This window comes from Bradyrhizobium genosp. P (assembly GCF_049949265.1).
Lineage (GTDB): Bacteria > Pseudomonadota > Alphaproteobacteria > Rhizobiales > Xanthobacteraceae > Bradyrhizobium.
Map to the genome: position 1 here is coordinate 3090542 of NZ_CP188195.1, position 19619 is coordinate 3110160.

A 19619-nucleotide genomic window follows, 5' to 3' on the forward strand; every position below is an offset into this window, starting at 1 on the left:
AATGATAATACTCGGCCTCGGCTTCCTCGGCCTTGCATGGAGCAAGTACAGGTTGCGCGGCTATGTCACGCCGAACACCGTGGCAAAGTCCGACGTCGTGGGGCAGATAGCCTATCTTCTCGACATCTTCGCCTCGCTGCGCCGCTTCATGCCGCCGGATTTCGATCTGCGCGGGCGGGACGTGCTGGAGCTAAGCCCTGGGGCATCGCGCGGGAACGGCGCGCTGTTTCTCGCCATGGGTGCGCGATCCTATCACGCTATCGATGTGTTCGATCTCGCCGCGAGCGAGGATCCTGCCTTCTACGGGCTGCTGCTCGATCGCTTTGCCGAAGCCACGGAGGAGGACCGCGAGCGCGCGCGGGCCATCACATCTGCCTCCGCGGCCCGCGAGTTCGGCTATGCCGTCGGGCGGGATTTCGATATTCCTGGCCTCGCCGAGGGACGGACCTTCGACCTGATCGTCAGTTGCGCTGCCTTCGAGCACTACGACAACGTTCCGGATGCCGTCGCCGGCCTGACGCGGGTCGCCAGGCCGGGATGCCAGACGGTTCACATCATCGATCTGCAGACGCATTCCCGCTGGATCCGCGAGCACGACCCCAACAATATCTATCGCTATCCCGAGGCGATCTACCGGCTGTTCCGGTTTCCCGGGCAGCCGAACCGGCAACGCCCCAGCGACTACGTGCAGGCCTTCGAGACCCAGGGGTGGAGCGACGTCCATTTCGTGCCGTCGCGAACGATCGAGCCCGAGCTTCGGGATGCTTCGCTCCGTGGCCTCGCTGCGCGCTTTGCGGGCCAGGATGACATGAATGTACTCGATGGTGCCCTGACGGCGCGCCATCCCGGAAAGGTCGGCGTACCGCAGCCGCTCGATCGGCAGGAGGCGTCGTGACCAGCCGCCGCTCCGTTCTCGGCAGCATTGCCGGCATTGCGATGCTCGCCCCGTTCGGGGCGTTGCGGGCCGCCGCCGAGTCGCCAAGCGAAATCCCCGTATTCCGGCGCGGGATCGGCGTCTCGCATGCGTTGGGATGGGCCGACGTCGATGCAGAGGGCGCCTATGGCGATGCTCCTTTCTCCGCCCCACGGTTTCGCTTCGACGCGGCGCAGCGGCGAGCGATCCGTGCGGCAGGATTCGATTTTGTGCGTCTCGTCGTCGATGTCGGCCCCTTCCTTGTCGTTGATGGCGCGCGCCGCGACCGACTGGATGACCTTCTCATAGATACGGTCCGCGAACTGCTCGACATCGATCTTGGCGTGATCGTGGATCTGCATCCGAGCGCGATGAATCCGGCGTACCGGCCCACCGCGTTAACCGCAGGTGTCGATACGCCGAATTTTCGGGCCGTGTTGGCGTTGCAACGCCGTCTCGCCGCCCGTCTGGAGCAGGTCGTCGAGGGCAGGAGAGCCGCTGGCCCGCCAAGGCTTGCGCTTGAACTGATGAACGAGCCCGAGATCAACCAGACGACATGGCAGCCCATGCTGGAGGCCGCTTACGCCGCTGCGCGCAGCGGTTCGGCGAAGCTGCCGCTCGTGCTTGGTGGCGGCGCGATGAACACTGCTGCCGCCTTGACGCAGATCGACACGCGTCCGTTCGCAGGCGATGCGCGCCTGATCTATACGTATCACGACTACTCGCCCTGGCAGTTCACCCATCAGGGGGTGCGCGGAAATCCCGCCTATGCGCTGGATGCGATCGCCTATCCGGCGCCGGCGTCGACGGATGCCATGAAGCAGGCAACCGAACTTCGCCTGGCCTTTCTCGAACTCGACGGCTCCGCGCTCGAGCAGGCACGGAAGGCGAAGCGGACGCTTGCAAGCTACGTCGGCTCCGGCTTCGATCAGTCAAACCTCGAACGGACGTTTCGACAGGTGACGGCGTGGCGGATGGCGCGGCGCCTGCCCGCACATGCGATCCTGCTCGGCGAGTTCGGTGTACACAAGACGTCCTATCAAAAGACTGTCGAGGGTTCGGCCGCACGCGAGCGCTGGTTGCGCGACATGCGCGAACTCGCCGAGACGCACGGCTTCGCCTGGGCGTGCTGGACTTATGCGGGGACAGGCGGCTTTGCGCTGGCCCAGAACGAGATCGGACCCGGCTTTGATGCGGCGACCAGCCGCGCACTCGGGCTTGTCTCAACATGAGCAGCAGCATGACACCCCAGCGCTACGCCAACATCGACGGGTTGCGGGCCATCGCAGCGCTCGGCGTCATGATCGAACATCTGTTCGGTGACCTGCTCAGGCAGACTCCTCCCGCCGCCGGACCGATGAATGCGGTGGGCGAGATACTGGTTCAGAATGTGAGTCTCGGCCGGTTCGGCGTGGCGCTGATCTTTCTGATCAGCGGCTTCGTCGTGCCATTCAGTATCGGCGGCGAGCGGCCGCTCGCTCATTTCGCGATCTCGCGGGTGTTTCGGCTCTACCCTGCATTCTGGCTCGCGCTGGCGGTGCTCGCGACGATGGCATGGCTTGCGGGCGAGCCGCCGGGCATCGCCACCGTGCTGGCCAACATGACGATGGCACCCGCGCTGTTCCGCCAACCCTGGCTTTTGGCGATCCACTGGACGTTGTTCATCGAGCTGGTCTTCTACGTTCTCGTGGCGCTGCTCTTCTCGGTCGATAGGTTGAGACATGTCGGCGTGCTGTCCACTCTCAGCCTGGCCCTGATTGCCGCAACGGTGCTGCCGGTTCAGCTGCGGACGCACGGCGTGGCTAATTTGCCGGTCCAGTATCTGGGGATGCATCTGTCGTCGCTGTTCCTGGGCCTGCTGCTGCGCTTGTGGCTTGTCGAGCGGGTCCAGAGCGCGCGTCTGGCCGTGTTGGTCGTTGCCTTCGCGCAGTTTGCGGCGCTGCTGTCGGTCTCGGACTTCTCATTGGCGCGCGGTGACAACTTCGTCATGGGAGGACGCTTACCGATCCTGGCCGCTTATTTGCTCGCTTTTGCGGTCTTCCTTGCTGCCGTCAGGTTCGGTCGTCCGCGTCCGCGCTTGCTCGCGCAGACCGGGATGATCAGCTACTCGATGTATCTCTTCCACTGGACCGTCAACGTGACGGTGTACCGGTTCGTGCCATTGACCGGACAGATCAGCGACGTTGCCGTGATGCTGATCTGCATCGCGCTCACCCTGGCGGTGTCCTTGCTGGTTTACCGGATGGTCGAGCGTCCGATGATCATGCTCGGCCGCACCATCGTGCTTTGGCGTGGACTACGGGCTCGTCCCTGAGGCGCACCCTTCGATCGCCTGAACAACAAGTGTGATGCGTTCGCCGCGCATGCCGGGCCTAATTCGGCCTGAGCGTTCGAGTTCAGCGAGCCCATGAAGGGCTGCCCAAAAAGTCTCGGTCACGTCAGCTACATCGACGCAAAACGGCGTTACGACTGCCGCAAGTGCTTCGAAGGCAGCCCGTAGTTCCGGTCTGGTTCCAGCTTCGGCGAACCGCAAAACCGTCGGCAGGATAAACATGGCCTCGTAGAGTGCGGGGCGACTTAGCGCAAAGGCGAGATAGGCCATGGCGACATTCTCGAGGGCGTTTCGCCGTCCGGTCGATCCGCTTGCCGCTTCCCGAAGATCTGCTGTGAGTTCCTGAAAACCCTCGACCGCAACTGCCGCGACAATCGCATCCCTATTCTCGAAATGTGAGTAGAGCACCGGCTGACTGAATTCGATCTCATCGGCCAGGCGGCGGATGGTAACGGCGTCCCATCCTTCGCACTCTGCGATCGCGCGCGCTGCCGCGACAATGCGATACTCGCGCTCAGCCCGCTCCCTACCTTTTCGCTCGGCGACACCCAATCCTCGATCTCCAGACCTGGAAGGCCCACATATCTGTGATCATACCAATGCTTGATGATCTAGCAATGCTATATTATCTTCCTAGCGATGCTAGATCATCTTATTTGGCTAGATAGGACAGTGTGATGGACGGTGTGGTGCATTGGCTTTCGCTCGGAATGGCGTTGCTCCTGGCTCTCGCGATTATCGCGATCGGCACCCAATATGTCGCAAGCCCGACGACCGCGACACGCAGTTTCGGCCTGCCGCTTCCTGAAAACGGCACCAACGTCGTTTGGTGGCTTCGCCTCAAGGGGGTGCGCGACATTGCTGCGGGATTGGCCGTATTGGGGCTCATGGCGTGGGTCGGGCCCCGGGCGGTCGGCATTCTCCTGCTGGTCGAGGCCATCATCCCTGTCGGCGACATGCTGCTCATTCTTGCCGCGAAAGGTTCGGCCAAGAGCGCCTTCGGCATCCATGGTTTCACGGCATTGCTGATGATCCTGGCAGCGATCCCCCTGATCATGGGGGTGTCCTGAGATGCTGCATGCCCTCTCGATCTGGCTTCTCGTCGCCGGGTTCTTCGGCGCAGGGCTGTTCAATGCGATCGGCACCCCCGCGACGCAAAGCAGCTTCGCCCGCTGGGGGTTATCCTCCGTGGTGGTGCCGCTTAACGGGCGGGCTGGAGATCGCGAGCGCCGTTGTGATTGCGCTTCCCGGCAGTCGCGAAGTGGGCCTCATTCTCGGTGCAGTGATCGTTGCGGCAGCGGTTTTGACCGTGGTGCGTCACCGTGAGTTTTCGCATCTCGTGCCGCTCGGCGTCTTCGTCGCCTTGCTTGCACTGGCGGAGATCTCGTCTTGAGGGTTGCCAAATTTGACGCCGATTGACCATTGGCCGCATCCGTCAACTGCGCGCCTCCCGTAGCAACGGTTCGCGGGCATTTTCCTTCGCGCGCAGCAAGGCGTCGGCGAAGATCGGCTGCCAGGAGCGGATGTGGCTTCTGAGCAGGGTCGTCAGTGCCTCGGCCTCGCCGGTAAGCGCGAGTTCGATGAGCCGGTAGTGTTCGGGGACCGACGCCTGTTGTCGCTCCAGGCCTGCGCGTGAGCTGATGCCGTAGAGCCGCATCTTGTCGCGCAGGCCCATCACCATGTCGGTCAGCAGTTCATTGCCGGCGGCCGCGATCAACTCGCGATGATAGTTGCGATCGGCTTCCAGATAGAGCTGTACGTCGTCGCTCTCGACCGCCATGGCGATCTGGTCGGCCCAGCCACGCACGGCTGGAAGATCCGACGGCGGATGTGCGGCGAGCAATGCGGCTGCGTGCAGTTCCAGCACCTCGCGCATGTCAAACAGGTTGTGCAACTCGGTCAGCGACGGCTCCACCACCTTGAATCCGCGGTTGCGCATCGGCTCGACCAGGCCGCCGCGGCTGAGTTCGAGCAGCGCCTCCCGCACCGGCGTGCTCGAGACACCGAGGCTCGCCGCCAGACTCGGTACCGAATACATCGTGCCTGGAAGGCTTTGCCCGGAAATGATCTCGGCGCGGACGCGCTGCAGCACCTGCTCTCGCAAATTCTGGTCCATGGGTGGTCCCGACCGCCTCTCGTTGGGAACTCCGATTCGTCCTAGCCTATTACTTGGCCTTGACGAAATCAGTAGCGTGTGACGTAAATGTGTAACGCATTACTAAAATGCGTCACTTTTCGCGAGATGGTGAGGCTGCTGAGTTGAAACAACGCCTGCCCGGCTATTGCACGCTTTGTCGCTCGCGCTGCGGTTCAGTCAGCGTCGTCGAGGACGGGCGGCTCATCGGTGTAGAGGTGTTGAATAACCATCCGACCGGCGGCGCACTCTGCGCGAAGGGACGGGCAGCACCGGAAATCGTGGCTAGTCCCCGTCGCCTGACCGTGCCGCTGAAGCGCACGCGGCCACGCGATGCAGCGGATCCGGGCTGGATCGAAGTGTCCTGGGACGAGGCGTTGACCGAGATCGCCGAGAGGCTCGGCGCGATCAGGGCGGAGAGCGGCGCCGAAGCGGTCGCCTTTGGCGTCACCACTCCGAGCGGCACGCCGATGGTGGATAGCTTCGAGTGGGTCGAGCGCTTCATCCGCGGCTTTGGCAGTCCCAACCTGATCTATGCCGTCGAAATCTGCGGCTGGCACAAGGACCATGCCCACGCACTGACGTTCGGCCGCGGCATCGGCTTTCCCGATTACGACAATGCCGACGCGATCGTGCTGTGGGGCCACAATCCGGCACGCACTTGGCTGGCGCAGGCTATGCGGATCGCCGACGCGCGCCGGCGCGGTGCACAGGTTGTGGTCGTCGATCCCAAACCGAACGGGTCGGGTCAGCAGGCGGATCTCTGGCTGCGCATCCGTCCCGGCGCCGACGGCGCGCTGGCGCTGGGTGCGATCCGTCACCTCATCGCAACAGGCAGCTACGATGCGGATTTCGTCAATACATGGACCAATGGCCCGCTGTTGGTCGATCGCGCGACCGGACGTTTCTTGCGCGCCGACGCATTGTGGTCCGACGGCGCGGCGGGCGCCTACGTTCGCCTCGATGCGTCGGGCTCGCCTGTGCCTTGCGATACAAGCTGCGCGCCGGAGGAGGGCGGCCAACTTCGAGGTGCCCTGTCGATCCGCGCGCGCGACGGCCGGTTGATCTCAGCGGCAACTGCGTTCGAGCTGCTGGCTGAGAGAGTTGCCGATTATACGCCCGCGCGCGTGGCCGATTTGACCTGGCTTCGTGTCAACGACATCGAAGCGTTCAATGCCCTGTTCACCAATCGGCCGCGGCTCGCTTATCACTCCTGGACCGGCGTCGGCCAGCACACCAACGCGACCGCGATCGAGCGCGCGATCGCATCGCTCTATGCACTGACGGGCGCCTGCGACCGGCCCGGCGGCAATCGCTGGCCGGTGCCGCCGCCGACCCGCGCGCTCAACGACTACAATATCCTGCCGGCCGAACAGCAGGCCAAGGCGCTCGGCCTCGCCGAACTGCCGCTCGGGCCGCCGGCGAAGGGATGGATCACGGCGCGGGATTTCAGCAGGGCCGTGCTCGATGGTGAACCTTATCGGGTGCGTGCGCTGGTCGCCTTCGGCACCAATTTCGTCGTCTCGCAGGGCCATTCCGAACGTAACCGCGAGGCGCTGAACGCGCTCGAATTCCAGGTTCATGTCGACATGTTCATGAACCCGACCGCGGAAAGCGCCGATTTCGTTCTGCCGGCCAGCATGCCGTGGGAGCGCGATGCGCTCAAGATCGGTTTCGAGATCACGCAGGCCGCCGTCGAAACCGTGCAGTTTCGCCCGCGCGTGACCGAGCCGGTTGGCGCAGTGAAGGCCGACTACGAGATCGCTGCGGCGCTTGGGCTGAAGCTCGGGATGGGAGAGCTGTTCTTCGGCGGCGATATCAAAGCCGGATGGAATTATCAGTTGGAGCCGCTCGGCGTCAGCGTCGACGATCTGCGCAATCATCCCGAAGGACGCCGCTTTCCGCAGACCTTCCGTAACGAGAAATACGCTGTCGCGCGCGAAAACGGAACCGTGGCCGGTTTCGCGACGCCAACGCGTCGCGTCGAACTCTATTCGGAGCTGATGTTGGGTCACGGCTATGATCCCTTGCCCGATCACGCCGAGACCGCAGAGAGCCCGCTGGCAGGAGGGACCGACGAGCGCTTCCCGCTCGCGCTAAGCACCGCCAAGAGCGGATGGTTTGTTCATTCCTCCTATCGGCACGTCGCCTCGTTACGACGGAAGTCTCCCGACCCCGCGGTCGAAATCAGTCCGTTGCTCGCTGAGCAACGCGGGCTTGTCGAAGGCGACTGGGCCGTGGTGGAGACACGCGGCGGCGCCGTTAGCCTGAAGGTGCGCCTCAATGCGGCGCTCGATGCGCGGGTGGTGGTCGCCGAATTCGGCTGGTGGGAAGACTGTCCGCCGCTCGGCCGCGATCGCTCCGCCGCCGCCGGCAATCATACCCGCAACATCAACGCCGTGTTGCATGACGACGCCCGCGATCCCGTCAGCGGCTCCGTGCCGCTGCGCGCGATCGTCTGCGATATCAGGCGCGACGCGGTGGCGAGCCGCGGCGTGTGGAGTGGTCGGCGGCGGTTCGTAATCAGCGAGCGTCGCGCGGAAGCCGACAATGTTATCGCGTTCCATCTGCTGCCGCAGGACGACGGTCCGTTACCGGACTTCCTGCCGGGGCAGCACGTCATGATCTCGCTGCCTGACGCTTCGGAAGGGCGCGCCTATTCCCTGATCGGATCCGGTGATACGCCAAATGTCCTTTCGATCGCGGTCAAGGGGCGATTCCCTGGTGAATCGCGACGCAGCGACGCGCCTTTCTTCATGCCGGATCGCCTGCATGGTCTCGCCATCGGAGGCGAGGTCGTGTTGGAGCCGCCGGGCGGCATCTTTACGCCGCCGCTGAAGGGCGCGCGGCCCCTGATCTTCCTTGCCGCGGGCATCGGCATCACCCCGTTCATGAGCCATCTCGAAACGCTGCAGCGCGTCGCTGCGCAGGATCGCGTTGGTGAAATCCTGCTGCTGCATGGTTGCCGCAGCGGCAGGGAGCATCCTTTCGCACAGCGGCTCGCGGAGCTGGAGACCCGCACACCGGAGCTGAGGCGCGTCACGTTCTATTCCGCGCCACTCCCGCGGGACTCGATCGGCTCCGGTTCGCTGCGCAAGGGCCGTCTCGACCCCGGGCTGGTGAAGCCGCTGTCGACACGCCGACCGCTGGTCTACATCTGTGGCTCGCCGGATTTTGTCGCGGCCCAGATCGAATCCGTGACGGCGCTCGGCGTGCCGCGCTTCGACATTTTTGCCGAGAGCTTTGTGTCGCCGCCGTCGGTGCCGAGCGACCTTGCGCCGCGCACCATCCGGCTTGCCAACAGCGAGCAAAGCTTTTCGTGGGCGCCGGAGCAGGGGACGTTGCTTGATGCGGCCAATGCGGCCGGCGTCGCGCTGCCAAGCGGCTGCCGCGTCGGCCAATGCGAAAGCTGTGCCGTGCAGGTCGTCGATGGGGAGTTCACCCATCTCAGCCCTGTCGACGGCAGCGAGGGGCAATGCCTCGCCTGCCAGGCCGTGCCACTGACCGACCTCACGCTGGCGCTGTGACCACCAACTCAGGACTTAGGGCTGTAACCGCATCACCGGAAGGGGAAGTCATGACGAATGCAACGCACGATGGGACCGCGAACCTGCGAAAATCGGGGCCAGACAATGTCATGGCGCGATTTTCGCAAGCCCTGGTGGCTTTTGCGGAGCGGTGGTTTCCCGATGCTTACGTCTTCGTGCTGATCGCGGTCATCGCTGTGGCCGTTGGTGCGATCCTGCATGGCGGCTCGCCGCTCGCCGTCAGCCGTGCGTTTGGCGACGGCTTCTGGAATCTGATCCCCTTCACCATGCAGATGGCGCTGGTCGCAATCGGCGGCTATGTCGTTGCGATGTCGCCGCCGGTCGCCGCGCTGCTTGCCCGGCTGGCGAGCGTGCCAAAGACCGGTCGCGGCGCCGTGGTCTTCGTCGGGATGCTGAGCATCGCCCTGTCGCTGCTGAACTGGGGCCTGAGCTTGATCTTCTCCGGTCTGCTGGTGCGCGAGATCGCGCGCCGCTCGGACATCCGGCTCGATTATCGCGCCGCCGGCGCTGCCGGTTATCTCGGGCTCGGCTGCGGCTTCACGCTCGGCATCACGTCTTCGGCGGCACAGCTCCAGGCCAATGCCGGCAGCATTCCCGCATCCCTTTTGCCGATCACCGGCGTCATCGGTTTCTCGGAAACAATCCTTACCTGGCAGAACATGGCCACCGTCGTGACGGTGACCGTGGTTTCGGCAGTGATCTGCTATTTCACGACGCCGGCACCTGAGCAGGCGAAGACGGCAGAGGACCTCGGCGTTGCCCTCGGAGACGATCGCATCGAGGCCAAAAAACCGTCACGGCCGGGTGACTGGCTCGAGTTCAGTCCGCTCCTGACGATCCTGATCGCGCTTCTGGCCTGCGGCTGGTTGTGGCAGACGTTTCAGTCGGGCAATCCGCTGATCACCCTGTCAGGGCTCAACACCTACAATTTCGTCTTCCTCATTCTCGGCATTGTCCTGCACTGGCGCCCGCGCAGCCTGGTCGAGTCGTTTTCCAAGGCGATGCCGAGCGTATCGGGCGTGCTGCTGCAGTTTCCCTTCTATGCCGGAATCGCGCAGATCCTGACCAAGGTCCCGAACAGCAACGGCACGACGCTATCCGACACGATTGCCCATTGGTTCGTCGGCGCCTCGAGCAATTCCACCGTCTTTTCATTCCTGGTCGGAATCTATTCGGCGCTGCTCGGATTCTTCGTGCCGTCGGCCGGCGGCAAGTGGGTCATCGAGGCGCCCTACATCATGAAGGCCGCCAACGATATCGGCGCGCATCTGGGCTGGACGGTGATGGTCTACAACATCGCCGAGACTCTGCCGAACTTCATCAACCCGTTCTGGATGCTGCCGCTGCTCGGTATCCTCGGCCTGAAATCGAAGGATCTGATCGGCTACACGTCGGTGCAGTTCTTCATCCACTTCCCGATCGTAATGCTGCTGGCGGCCATTCTGATGGCCACCTTCTCCTATCATCCGCCGATCGTGCCCTGAGCCGCCAGGATTCGGACGTCAGGACGCAGCGGCGAGCGGAGGAGAGACGACTTCCGGCGCCGCGGTCACCTCCGCGGATGTGGTCGCAAGCTGGAAGCGGACGCCGTGCAGGGTGTAGGTCAGCGGGATGCCGCGGAAATCGTCGTGGAAGGCACGAACCCGGCGCGCCAACTCGGTGGCGCTGATGCCGGCGGGAAGCTCGCACATCTCCCGGTACATCTGCTTCGTGCTCTTCATTCCGCACCAGGCAATCGGCAGCTCGGCCAGTGGCGAGGGATCACAGGCGAGTTCGCGTGACATCCGCCAGAACAAATGCGCAAGCCGCACATAGGCGACCTGCTCGAGCCCGCGGACGCTGATCTTGTCAGGGATGATGAAGGACTCGACGCCGATGATCGGACCGGAATCGACGCGCTCGGCCATCGCATGCGCGGTGGCGCCGAACATGCGCGCGCCGTCATAAAGCGCGAAATGCGCCGGCGCCCAGCCGGGATATTGCGGCGGGCCGGGGTGGAAATTGTAGGCGCCGTGGCCGAGCGCCGCTAGCGTGCTGCCTGATACGACGACGCCGGTGGTGAACGCCAGCAGCCGGGCGTCGCGCAGCACTTCGGGCTCGATCGCTGCGAGCTCGTCGGCTGTCGTGGCGCCGCGGAAGGAGAGGGCCGGGTTGTGCTCCCTCAACAAGGCGCTCAGCGCCATCTGCTGATCGGCGACGCCGGTGAGAAGGATGATGGTCTTCATGATGCGATGTCCTTCCCAAGTCTCATTCCGAGTCTCATCTAAAGTCTCATCTCAAGTCTCATCTCAAGTCTCATCCCGCGGCCCGGGTCAACCGCGATGGCCCGCCATGACGACGACGCTTCCGGAATCCCGGGATTGCGCCACGGCGCGGAACAGATCGGCGGGCAGCGTCTGCCACGGTGCAATCTCGATGACCCGGTTGTTGGCGCTCTTTGCCGCCGACTTTGCCGCGCGGATATCGTCCAGCCAGGGGCACAGCGAGAGTTCGAGCCGGCCGAAACCGCCGCAGTCGGCGGCAAACGCCCCCGTCACCGCCTCGATGCTGGCCGCCACCTCGCGCGCGTCGCTGGTGGCGATATCGCGCATGATCACGGTGATCGCATCGGTCGCCGCCGCCTGCGACGTCACCACGATCATGGAGTCGCGGCCGCCGCTGCGGCTGGCGCGCCGCGCGCCGCGCATGGCGATGCCGAACTCGGCGTCAGGCCCGAGATCGGCGTTGTCGGCGGGAAGATTGTGAACGATCGTGGTATGCCGGGGCGTGCCGAGGTCTTCGGTCGGTGCATGATATGAGCGCGGCAGCCAGACGGTGTCGAGCGGCAGCTGCGACGATGTCAGGCTCCAGGCCTGATCGAGCAGATAACCGTCCCAGACCGGCGGATACGCTGCCGCAATGTGGTGCCAGTTGCGCAGCAGCGCTTCGGCTGCGGCCGAGCGGCCCAAATAGAGGGTGCGAGCCGACATCTCCCACCGGTTCCACTTGTGAAGTGCGACGTCGCAATCGAGGTTCGAAGGCAGCAGCGGCGGCTCGCTGAGCGTTGCATCGGCCTCGATGAAGAGCAGCGGCTCGCGGTGTTGTTGCCACATCCGAAGGATGAAGGCGGCCTTCTCGGACGCGCACATGCATCCGTCGGCCACGGTATCGATCGGTGCGATGTCGCAGGAGATATGGAAGTCGGTCAGCGTCTCGCGAAGCTGAGCCGCATGATCGTCCCCGAATGCGCGGGGATAGCACGAGACGACGCGCAGCGGAGCATCGGTGCGGGAGCCGTTCTCGGGGGCAATCGCGCGCCAATTGACTCCGCCCCACCACATCTCATGGGGGCCGTCGAGGCTCGGCCCAATCGTGCCGAAGTCGGTCAGCTTGGACTTGAGGAAGTCGAAGGCCGGGTTCTCGCCGAACGGAATAATGACCGCGCAATCGGCGCGGAGCGACCGATAGAGCGTCTCGGCGGCGGGCCCGCTTGGTGGTTCGACGACGATGACGACGCCGCTACTGCGGACCGGGACCGAGCCGCCATGGCTGAGGACCGCAGCCCCGAGCCGTTCGACCAGCCAGTCGAGCCGCCGGCGCTGCGCGGCGTTCAGCCTTATGCCGTTCGATAACAGCAATTGGTCAAGATCTGTCTGCAAGCGGTCAGCTTGCATCGTGTCAGCCGGTATCATGCCCACGCCACCCCTCGTTAACTTTTACGTTCGGGGCGGCCGGATCAGGCGGACAATCAATGGCCGTTGATCGCCGGATTGCGCCAGGTGAGCGTGGCCGAGGGGACGCCGTTGGCGTTGCGGTTTTCGACCGCCAGGATGCGGTCGTGGCTGAGCGAGGTCAGCGCGATGGTGTAGATCGCAACGTCGTCTTCGAAGGACTCGACCGGGATCAGGAGCGTGCCTTCGTCGCTGCTGGCGCGGAAATGACGGCCACTCCGCTCGAGGCCGGCATAGACCAGCCGCGCGTTAGCGATGGCCTTCGGGGCCGGATTTCTCGCCGCCTCCACGGCATCCTTGCCGGACTGGACAACGACGCCGTGAAGAATCCCCTCGCGCGCGAGCTTTGCGAGCGGCAGGGCGATGGTCGTCACCGCCATGCGGCGAGACAGCGGGATGCGCAGCCTGATATCGCCGAGCCCGGTATGATAGACGGTGATGGGTTCCAGCGAGGCCTGGCCATCGCTCCTGAACAGGCCGACTTGCAGCGTCCCGCAGGGGGACTCGCCGAAGACGTTCGCCGGCAGGCGATTGGCGCCGAACAGCGCGTAAAGGTAAGCGTGCGATGGCGACAGGGCGGCAAAGCTGCCGGCAAGCCACATCGGCGGCGCCGGCGCCGTGCAGGCAGCGCCGATGCCGCGCGCGATCACCAGATCGTTGACGAAGTTGGCGTCGAGCAGCAATGCCAGCGCCTGGGTGCCGAGATTGACGTCATGCTTGAAGCCGCTCAGAAGCACGAGCTCGTCATCGTCGGGAAGCAGCAGGAATCGCCCAAGGACCGCGGCGGTCCAGCGTGCGGCGATGGCCTGGTCGGCGTAGGGCCGCAAGGCGTAGCGCGGCGCGAGTTCGCGGGCGCGCGATGCGTAGCTCACTGCTCCGGACTGGATTTCGGCGGTAAGAGCCAGTTGCGCCGCCGGGCGCTGGTCGCCCTCGCGCAAGACTTCGCCGCCGCGATAGTCCCGCGCCGAGCCCTCGGCCGAACAGCAGAGCTGCTCCAGCAGCGCGACGTTGCGGATCAGCATGCGCTTGATATGGGGCGTGACGACGCGATCGGAGATCAGTCCTTCCGCGGTGTCGTCATCGGCGATGTCGTCGAACGCATCATCGAGCGTCAGCAGGTAGGCGCCGTGCAGGCGGATGTTGATGCCTTCGCGATCGAAGATGCGCCGCAACGACTTCTGCACGCTCGCGGAATAGCCGAGATCGGCCAGGATCAGGTCGGTACAGTTGTCGAAATCCGGGATCTTGGCGCGCAGATAGGCGAGCAGCCGGGTGCGGACACCGGCTGAGATGTCGGTGATCTCGCGCGGGTCCATCAAGTCGGGCAGGGCATCGGCGAGATCTTTGCCTTCCGCGATGCCGTCCGGGTATTGCGCAAAGAAGGCCGTGACCGCCGGCGGTTGTACCTTGACGATGTCGGCGAAGGTTGCCGCGTCGATCTTGACGACCCGGCCCAGCAATTCGCAGAGAGGTTCGAGCGTATCTGCGGACCCGACCAGGCTGACGCGGCGGTTGATCTCAAGATAGGCGCCGGTGCCCTCGTGCGCGTCTTGCCAGATCCGATGCTGTAGAAAGCCGTCACGGCCGAGAAAGCCGACCGAGACGCGCGCGCCTTGCCGGACCAGAGCCGCGCGCCGCGCTTCGATAAACGCGTCGAACGCCGTCATCACCGGGCCGAGCACGGCAACGCCGAGGTGGAAACCCGGCGTGCGTTCGGCGCTCTGCGCCGTCACCGCGCGCCGCAATGTGCGGGCGCCGTGATCGAGCCGAGACGGCTGTTCGGGGGAAAACAACTCGAAGATCGACGTCTCGCGCTGCAGCTTCGATGCCAATGCCGCGCTCGCCTGCGGATAATAGCGCGGGCGGATGCCGTGACGGCGAGCCCCCTTGATGTCGGCATTCTCGTTGTCGCCGATGTGGAACGAACCTGCCGCATCGATGCCTTGTTCGGCGAGATAGGTCCGGAACAGCGCTTCGCTCTTGCTGCTGCCATGATCGCAGGAGGCGTACAGGAAATCCCAGGTCAGCCCGGGACTGCAGGCGTGCAGGAGGCGCGCGAGCTGCTCCGAGTTCCAGTAGGTATCGGAAATGAAGCCGACGCGAAGACCATCGCCCTTCATTTCTAAATATTGCTGAATCATTTCTGGATTAGCACGGCAGAGCTCCAGCTCAGCCGCGAATTCGGCTTCTGTGAGATCCTGCAGCGCGGCGCGGTTCAGGCCGAAGAGCCTGAAAGGAAAGTACTTATAGATATCGGAGATGTGGACTTCCGCCGATCCACGCTGCTCCGCCGCCAGTTTGCGCGCGCGCGCCTCCGCCTGGATTCGATGCTGAACGAAACTCGCAGACATATTTGGAAATTTTTCAGAAACATTCGAAAGCTGAAAAACCCTTTCAAATACGCCATCTGGCGTCGTGCATGCTCGCAAAAGAAATGTATCGAAAACATCGAACGAACATGCAGAAACATTTCGCGCGCGACGCGTCGCGTCGACTGTCACGATCGTCATGCGCAAAAACCCCCGCCAATTCTCGTGGGTAGAACGCGATCGTGCGACAAATCAGGCGCGCTGATTCAAAAAAGTCGACGCGAGATTCCAAATCGCGCGCTTCGCGACTGACAGATTCAAAAAATTCGATAACGTCGAATTGGTGATTCGGAAAAAATTGCCTAGTCGCAATCGTCGAATGCAAGATCGCGACCGCGTGCTGACGAACCACCCGCATGCCAGGCGCATGCATGTGTTCGCGTAGTGTTTATACGTGTGAAACAGCGTTTTCAGGCGCAATCATTCCTGCCGCGGAATTCAAGGCGATGCTGAACGACAGCTCCGAACCATGCCGATTGTCTGCCTGCGGGCCGGCGAGGCGGCATCTTTTGCCGGGCAGTCGGCAAAAAATTCCACCTAAGTATTTGAAAAATAACGAAAAAACTTCGCCTGGATTGCCTGGCCTCCCCGTTCAACCATCAGAAGCCGCGTGGGATGTGTGCCAGCGGCGTTGGGTTGGAGAGTAGGGGATGACCTACGCGCTTGATATGAGGGCACCGGCCGAGATCGAGGTCGCGACGGCCACGGTCGCGCCGATCACGGCCACGGTCGCGCCGATCGATGCGACCTCTCCCTGGAGCGACGTGCCGACTGTTGTCGAGGCGGTCCCGCTGGATACGGTCGAGATCCAGGATGAAGACAAGGACCTGCTCGACCGCCTCGCCGCCGGCGACGAGGTGGCGTTTCGTCTTCTCGTCGAACGTCATGTCGATCGCGCCTACGCGATTGCGCTTCGCATCGTCGGGAATGCTGCCGATGCCGAGGACGTGGTGCAGGACACGATGCTGAAGGTGTGGACGCATCGCGGCCGCTGGCAGCACGGCCGCGCCAAGTTCTCGACCTGGCTCTACCGCGTGGTCAGCAACCGCTGCATCGACCTTTGCCGCAAGCCGCGCACCGAGAATGTCGACACCGTGCCGGAGGTCGCCGACACCCAGCTCGACGCCTCCAGCCTCATCGAGCGCAACGAGATCGGTAACCTTCTGGAGGTCGCGATGCAGCGGCTGCCCGAGCAGCAGCGCGTCGCGGTGATCCTCTCCTATCATGAGAGCATGAGTAACGGCGAGATCGCCGAGGTCATGGACACGACCGTGGCCGCGGTGGAGTCGCTGTTGAAGCGTGGGCGGCAACAATTGCGCGAAATGCTGCGACGGCACGAGCGCGACCTCCGCGGCGCGTTTACCGATTGCTAACCATAAAATCCGGCTTCTGAAGATTTCGCGCCTGACCACCGACGGCCGTTCCGTTTGATCGGACGGACGGGGGCTGGATCCGCGTCACCTCTCTCTTTCACGATGCGGCATGTCATGCCCATCACCACAGGAGCTATACATGCCCGTAATTTCCACCAACAGCGCCGCCAACTCCGCGGTTATGTACCTCAACATCAACTCGGCGCAGGAAGGCAGCGCGCTCTCGAAGCTGTCCAGCGGTTCCCGCATCACCTCGGCCTCCGACGACGCGGCCGGCCTCGCCATTTCCACCCGCATTTCCTCCGACATCACCACCCTGCAGCAGGCCGCGACCAACGCTTCGCAGGCGACCTCGATCCTGCAGACCGCCGACGGCGGCGCCTCCAACATCTCCGACATCCTCGCTCGCATGAAGTCGCTGTCCTCCGAGTCCGCCTCGGGCACCGTAACCGACTCCAGCCGCGCCTACATCAACTCGGAATTCTCGCAGCTCACGAGTGAAGTCGATTCGATCGCGAGCGGCACCCGCTATAGCAGCCAGAGCCTGCTCGACGGCACGAGCGCGTTCTCGTCCGGCGTCGCAGTGCTGGTTGGTTCGACCGCGTCCGACACCATTACGATCACCCTGACGAGCCTGACCGCGTCCTCGCTCGGCCTGACCTCGCTCGACGTCTCGACCCTGTCCGGCGCCACCAGCGCGCTGTCGGCGCTCGATACCGCGATCAACAGCGTGTCGGCCGCGCGTGCCACGATCGGTGCTCAGGAGTCCCGCTTCAACTTCAGCGCAAGTTCGATCTCGACCCAGACCCAGAACCTGCAGTCGGCCAACTCGGTGATCAAGGACGTCGATATCGCGTCCGAGCAGGCGATGCTGTCGTCGGCCGAAGTCAAGACCCAGGCCGCGGTGTCGGCCGAAACGGCGGCGAACCAGATGCCGCAGTACCTGCTGAAGCTCCTTGGCTAATTGAAGACATGTCGGGCCGGCCTCGCGCCGGCCCGATCCCCATAGCGGCGGACGTGTTGACATGACTGTAAGCAGCGCTACCTCCGGCACGTCCACCACGCCGAGTTCGTCGGATACGGTCACGACGACCGGCACGACCACCTCGACCAGCATCGACTGGACGACGTTGATACAGTCAGAAGTCGACGCCAGGCTCGCGCAGGCGACGTCGATCACGACCAAGATCACCGCAAACCAGGCCAAGGTATCGGCGTATCAGAGCCTGCAGACCGACCTTTCGACGTTGTCGACAGGGCTGGAGTCGCTGGCCACGTCGGTCGATAACTCGCTTGCGACCAACGCATTCGCAACGCGCTCGGCAACAATCTCCTCGACCGGTGACGTCAGCTCCTCGTCGGCGCTGTCGATGAGTGTCAACAGCGGCTCGGCGACCGGCAACCACACCCTCCAGATCAGCCAGCTTGCGACCGCGCAGAAGGTGATGGGCTCGGCGCAGTCCAGCTCCTCGACGGCGCTTGGCTATTCCGGAACGTTCTCGCTGGGGCTGGCGGGCGGCACCAGCAATTCCATCACCGTCAACAGCAGCATGTCCATGCAGGACGTCGTCGACGCCATCAACGCCCAGAGCTCGACCACGGATGTTCAGGCATCGATCATCCAGGTTACAAGCGGCTCGTACCAGATGGTGCTGACTGGAACGCAGGATGCGGCCAACATCAGCTATTCGTCGACGTCCGGCGACGACATCTTCAACAAGCTTGGCGTTACCAATTCGTCCGGCGCATTCACCGACGTGTTGCAGACGGCCCAATCCGCGAAATTCACGCTGGACGGAGTTTCGCTGACACGCAATACGAACGACATCTCCGACGTCCTCTCGGGAGTGACGTTCGACCTGCTGCAGCCGACACCAAGCGGCACGTCGCTGAACATCAGCATCGGCACCGACACCACCCAGGTAAGCTCGGCCATACAGACGTTCGTGACGAATTACAACGCGTTTCGCGACGCTGTCCTCGCACAATCGACCACCAATTCCGACGGCACAGCCTCGTCTAGCGCTGTGCTGTTCGGCGACAGCACGATGCGCGATATCATGACACAGCTCCAGGGCGTGCTCAGCGGCTCCGTGGGCGGACTGAGCATGGCCGACCTTGGTCTGTCCTTCAACGTGAGCAACGAACTGCAACTCAATACCGGAACCTTGTCCACCGTGCTGAGCACGAACCTGAGCGGCGTGACCGCGCTTCTGTCGGCGCAAACTACCACCTCGTCGAGCCAGCTCAGCGTCATCAATACCGGGACGTCGCCGCAATCATTCACGCTGGATCTCGCGGTCGACGCAAACGGCAAACTGACATCGGCCTCGGTCAACGGTGACAGTTCACAATTCACGATCAGCGGCGACAGCATCGTCGGCAATTCGGGGACGATCTACGCCGGCATGGCCTTTAGCTATACCGGGTCGACATCGCAATCGATCAACGTCTCCTCGACATCGGGCCTGGCGGCGCAAATCTACCAGATTGCGAAGAGTGCCTCCTCGACCAGCACCGGTTCCTTGCAGACGGTGATCTCCAATCTGCAGTCGAACGACAATAGCCTGCAAGACCAGGTCAACACCATCCAAAGTAATGCCGCGACCTACCAAACGCAGCTCCAGCTGGAATACGCCAACTATCAGGCGACCATCCAGCACTCGAACAACACGTTAAATTACCTCTCAGCACTGCTGAATGCCAACTCGAGCAATTCATGACACAGAATCCCGCTGCGTATCGTGCCAACAACGCCTATCGATCCGCCGCGGTTGCGGTCCCGCCGCTGCAGGCAGTGGTCATGCTTTACGATGGCGCGATCACGTTTCTGCAGAAGGCGCTGGAGGCGCACGAAGCCAAGCGGTTCGAGGAAGGCCAGGCCTATCTGATGCGGGCGACCGCGATCCTGCGCGGGCTGAGCCACAACCTCGATTTCACCCGCGGCGCTGCGCTGGCTGATCGCCTTTACAAAACCTACAACGCCCTGATCATGGCGTGCCTGCGCTCCTACGGCCGGCCGCAGGCCAAGGAGAGCTTCCGGCGCATCATCGCCAGCCTGACGGAACTCCGCGACGCCTGGAAGTATGTCGACGCGACCGTCGGCAAGGCCAAGGCGGCCGAATCGGCCGCCAGGCGTTAAGTAGCGAACGAGCGCGAATCGGTTGGGGAAGCCCGCCTGGCGCGGCGGACGGGCAGGCCACCGCGTTGTTTTGGTGGGGGAAAATGACCGTCCGGTGG

Annotated in this window: 16 protein-coding genes; 11 read left to right on the top strand and 5 right to left on the bottom strand. The window is 63.5% G+C overall.

The features are described 5' to 3' along the window. Nucleotide 1: 1 nt before the first annotated feature. From ACP2YO_RS14865 to ACP2YO_RS14875, 3 genes are read left to right on the top strand one after another with little or no spacing between them, the layout of a single operon-like run. Nucleotides 2-895 carry a methyltransferase domain-containing protein gene (locus ACP2YO_RS14865; protein ID WP_426441503.1) on the top strand — a complete coding sequence of 298 codons (894 nt, stop codon included), beginning with the start codon at nt 2-4 and terminating at the stop codon, nt 893-895. After that, nucleotides 892-2145, top strand: a complete 1254-nt coding sequence (locus ACP2YO_RS14870; protein ID WP_426441504.1) for a glycoside hydrolase family 5 protein — start codon at nt 892-894, stop codon at nt 2143-2145. Before ACP2YO_RS14865 ends, ACP2YO_RS14870 begins: the two co-directional genes overlap by 4 nt. A gap of 8 nt (nt 2146-2153) precedes the next feature. Next, nucleotides 2154-3227, top strand: a complete 1074-nt coding sequence (locus ACP2YO_RS14875) for an acyltransferase family protein (protein WP_426441505.1) — start codon at nt 2154-2156, stop codon at nt 3225-3227. Here the strand turns inward: ACP2YO_RS14875 and ACP2YO_RS14880 are convergent. Further along, a complete protein-coding gene (locus ACP2YO_RS14880; RefSeq protein WP_426441506.1) occupies nt 3210-3797 on the bottom strand; it encodes a TetR/AcrR family transcriptional regulator in 588 nt (195 codons plus the stop codon). The genes ACP2YO_RS14875 and ACP2YO_RS14880 overlap by 18 nt on opposite strands. 125 nt (nt 3798-3922) lie before the next feature. On the opposite strand from ACP2YO_RS14880, the gene ACP2YO_RS14885 reads away from it, so the two are divergent. Together ACP2YO_RS14885 and ACP2YO_RS14890 are read left to right on the top strand one after the other, a co-directional pair. Further along, nucleotides 3923-4315, top strand: coding sequence for a DUF4267 domain-containing protein (locus ACP2YO_RS14885; protein ID WP_426441507.1), 393 nt, complete (start codon nt 3923-3925; stop codon nt 4313-4315). 62 nt (nt 4316-4377) lie between these two features. Then, entirely contained in the window at nt 4378-4638 is a 261-nt protein-coding gene (locus ACP2YO_RS14890) for a DoxX family protein (RefSeq protein WP_426441508.1), read from the top strand. A gap of 42 nt (nt 4639-4680) precedes the next feature. Here ACP2YO_RS14890 and ACP2YO_RS14895 read toward each other — a convergent pair whose 3' ends face one another. Continuing rightward, on the bottom strand, nt 4681-5361 hold the full coding sequence (locus tag ACP2YO_RS14895; RefSeq protein WP_426441509.1) for a GntR family transcriptional regulator: 681 nt from the start codon (nt 5359-5361) through the stop codon (nt 4681-4683). Nucleotides 5362-5504: 143 nt separating this feature from the next. Here ACP2YO_RS14895 and ACP2YO_RS14900 point away from each other — a divergent pair, with 143 nt between their 5' ends. Both ACP2YO_RS14900 and ACP2YO_RS14905 read left to right on the top strand, forming a co-directional pair. Further along, the gene (locus ACP2YO_RS14900) at nt 5505-8906 is read left to right on the top strand and encodes a molybdopterin-dependent oxidoreductase (protein WP_426441510.1); all 3402 of its coding nucleotides are present in this window, start codon (nt 5505-5507) and stop codon (nt 8904-8906) included. Between the two features lie 50 nt (nt 8907-8956). Continuing rightward, nucleotides 8957-10411, top strand: a complete 1455-nt coding sequence (locus tag ACP2YO_RS14905) for a short-chain fatty acid transporter (protein ID WP_426441511.1) — start codon at nt 8957-8959, stop codon at nt 10409-10411. Nucleotides 10412-10429: 18 nt separating this feature from the next. On the opposite strand, the gene ACP2YO_RS14910 is transcribed toward ACP2YO_RS14905, so the two are convergent. The 3 genes from ACP2YO_RS14910 to ACP2YO_RS14920 all read right to left on the bottom strand — a co-directional run bounded on the left by ACP2YO_RS14910 (nt 10430) and on the right by ACP2YO_RS14920 (nt 14988). After that, nucleotides 10430-11155: a formyltransferase family protein gene (locus ACP2YO_RS14910; RefSeq protein WP_426443193.1), complete on the bottom strand. Its 726-nt coding sequence runs from the start codon at nt 11153-11155 to the stop codon at nt 10430-10432. An 84-nt stretch (nt 11156-11239) separates the two neighbouring features. Further along, nucleotides 11240-12598, bottom strand: coding sequence for a hypothetical protein (locus ACP2YO_RS14915; protein ID WP_426443194.1), 1359 nt, complete (start codon nt 12596-12598; stop codon nt 11240-11242). A gap of 56 nt (nt 12599-12654) precedes the next feature. Then, on the bottom strand, nt 12655-14988 hold the full coding sequence (locus ACP2YO_RS14920; protein WP_426441512.1) for a hypothetical protein: 2334 nt from the start codon (nt 14986-14988) through the stop codon (nt 12655-12657). A 668-nt stretch (nt 14989-15656) separates the two neighbouring features. Between ACP2YO_RS14920 and ACP2YO_RS14925 the strand changes: the two genes are divergently transcribed. The 4 genes from ACP2YO_RS14925 (at nt 15657) to fliS (ending at nt 19521) form a co-directional block, all read left to right on the top strand. Then, nucleotides 15657-16379: an RNA polymerase sigma factor gene (locus ACP2YO_RS14925; RefSeq protein WP_426441513.1), complete on the top strand. Its 723-nt coding sequence runs from the start codon at nt 15657-15659 to the stop codon at nt 16377-16379. A gap of 139 nt (nt 16380-16518) precedes the next feature. Continuing rightward, nucleotides 16519-17343, top strand: a complete 825-nt coding sequence (locus tag ACP2YO_RS14930; protein ID WP_426441514.1) for a flagellin — start codon at nt 16519-16521, stop codon at nt 17341-17343. A gap of 61 nt (nt 17344-17404) precedes the next feature. Next, nucleotides 17405-19102: a flagellar filament capping protein FliD gene (gene fliD / locus ACP2YO_RS14935; RefSeq protein WP_426441515.1), complete on the top strand. Its 1698-nt coding sequence runs from the start codon at nt 17405-17407 to the stop codon at nt 19100-19102. Then, a complete protein-coding gene (fliS, locus tag ACP2YO_RS14940; RefSeq protein WP_426441516.1) occupies nt 19099-19521 on the top strand; it encodes a flagellar export chaperone FliS in 423 nt (140 codons plus the stop codon). The genes fliD and fliS overlap by 4 nt, the downstream gene beginning before the upstream one ends. The last annotated feature ends 98 nt before the right edge of the window (nt 19522-19619 follow it).

Bases quoted from the DNA above. Each gene is read 5' to 3' on its own strand.
- ACP2YO_RS14865 (WP_426441503.1), top strand. From the start codon at position 2: ATGATAATACTCGGCCTCGGCTTCCTCGGCCTTGCATGGAGCAAGTAC.
- ACP2YO_RS14875 (WP_426441505.1), top strand. From the start codon at position 2,154: ATGACACCCCAGCGCTACGCCAACATCGACGGGTTGCGGGCCATCGCA.
- ACP2YO_RS14885 (WP_426441507.1), top strand. From the start codon at position 3,923: ATGGACGGTGTGGTGCATTGGCTTTCGCTCGGAATGGCGTTGCTCCTG.
- ACP2YO_RS14890 (WP_426441508.1), top strand. From the start codon at position 4,378: ATGCGATCGGCACCCCCGCGACGCAAAGCAGCTTCGCCCGCTGGGGGT.
- ACP2YO_RS14895 (WP_426441509.1), bottom strand. From the start codon at position 5,361: ATGGACCAGAATTTGCGAGAGCAGGTGCTGCAGCGCGTCCGCGCCGAG.
- ACP2YO_RS14905 (WP_426441511.1), top strand. From the start codon at position 8,957: ATGACGAATGCAACGCACGATGGGACCGCGAACCTGCGAAAATCGGGG.
- ACP2YO_RS14915 (WP_426443194.1), bottom strand. From the start codon at position 12,598: ATGATACCGGCTGACACGATGCAAGCTGACCGCTTGCAGACAGATCTT.
- ACP2YO_RS14920 (WP_426441512.1), bottom strand. From the start codon at position 14,988: ATGTCTGCGAGTTTCGTTCAGCATCGAATCCAGGCGGAGGCGCGCGCG.
- ACP2YO_RS14925 (WP_426441513.1), top strand. From the start codon at position 15,657: ATGACCTACGCGCTTGATATGAGGGCACCGGCCGAGATCGAGGTCGCG.
- ACP2YO_RS14930 (WP_426441514.1), top strand. From the start codon at position 16,519: ATGCCCGTAATTTCCACCAACAGCGCCGCCAACTCCGCGGTTATGTAC.
- fliD (WP_426441515.1), top strand. From the start codon at position 17,405: ATGACTGTAAGCAGCGCTACCTCCGGCACGTCCACCACGCCGAGTTCG.
- fliS (WP_426441516.1), top strand. From the start codon at position 19,099: ATGACACAGAATCCCGCTGCGTATCGTGCCAACAACGCCTATCGATCC.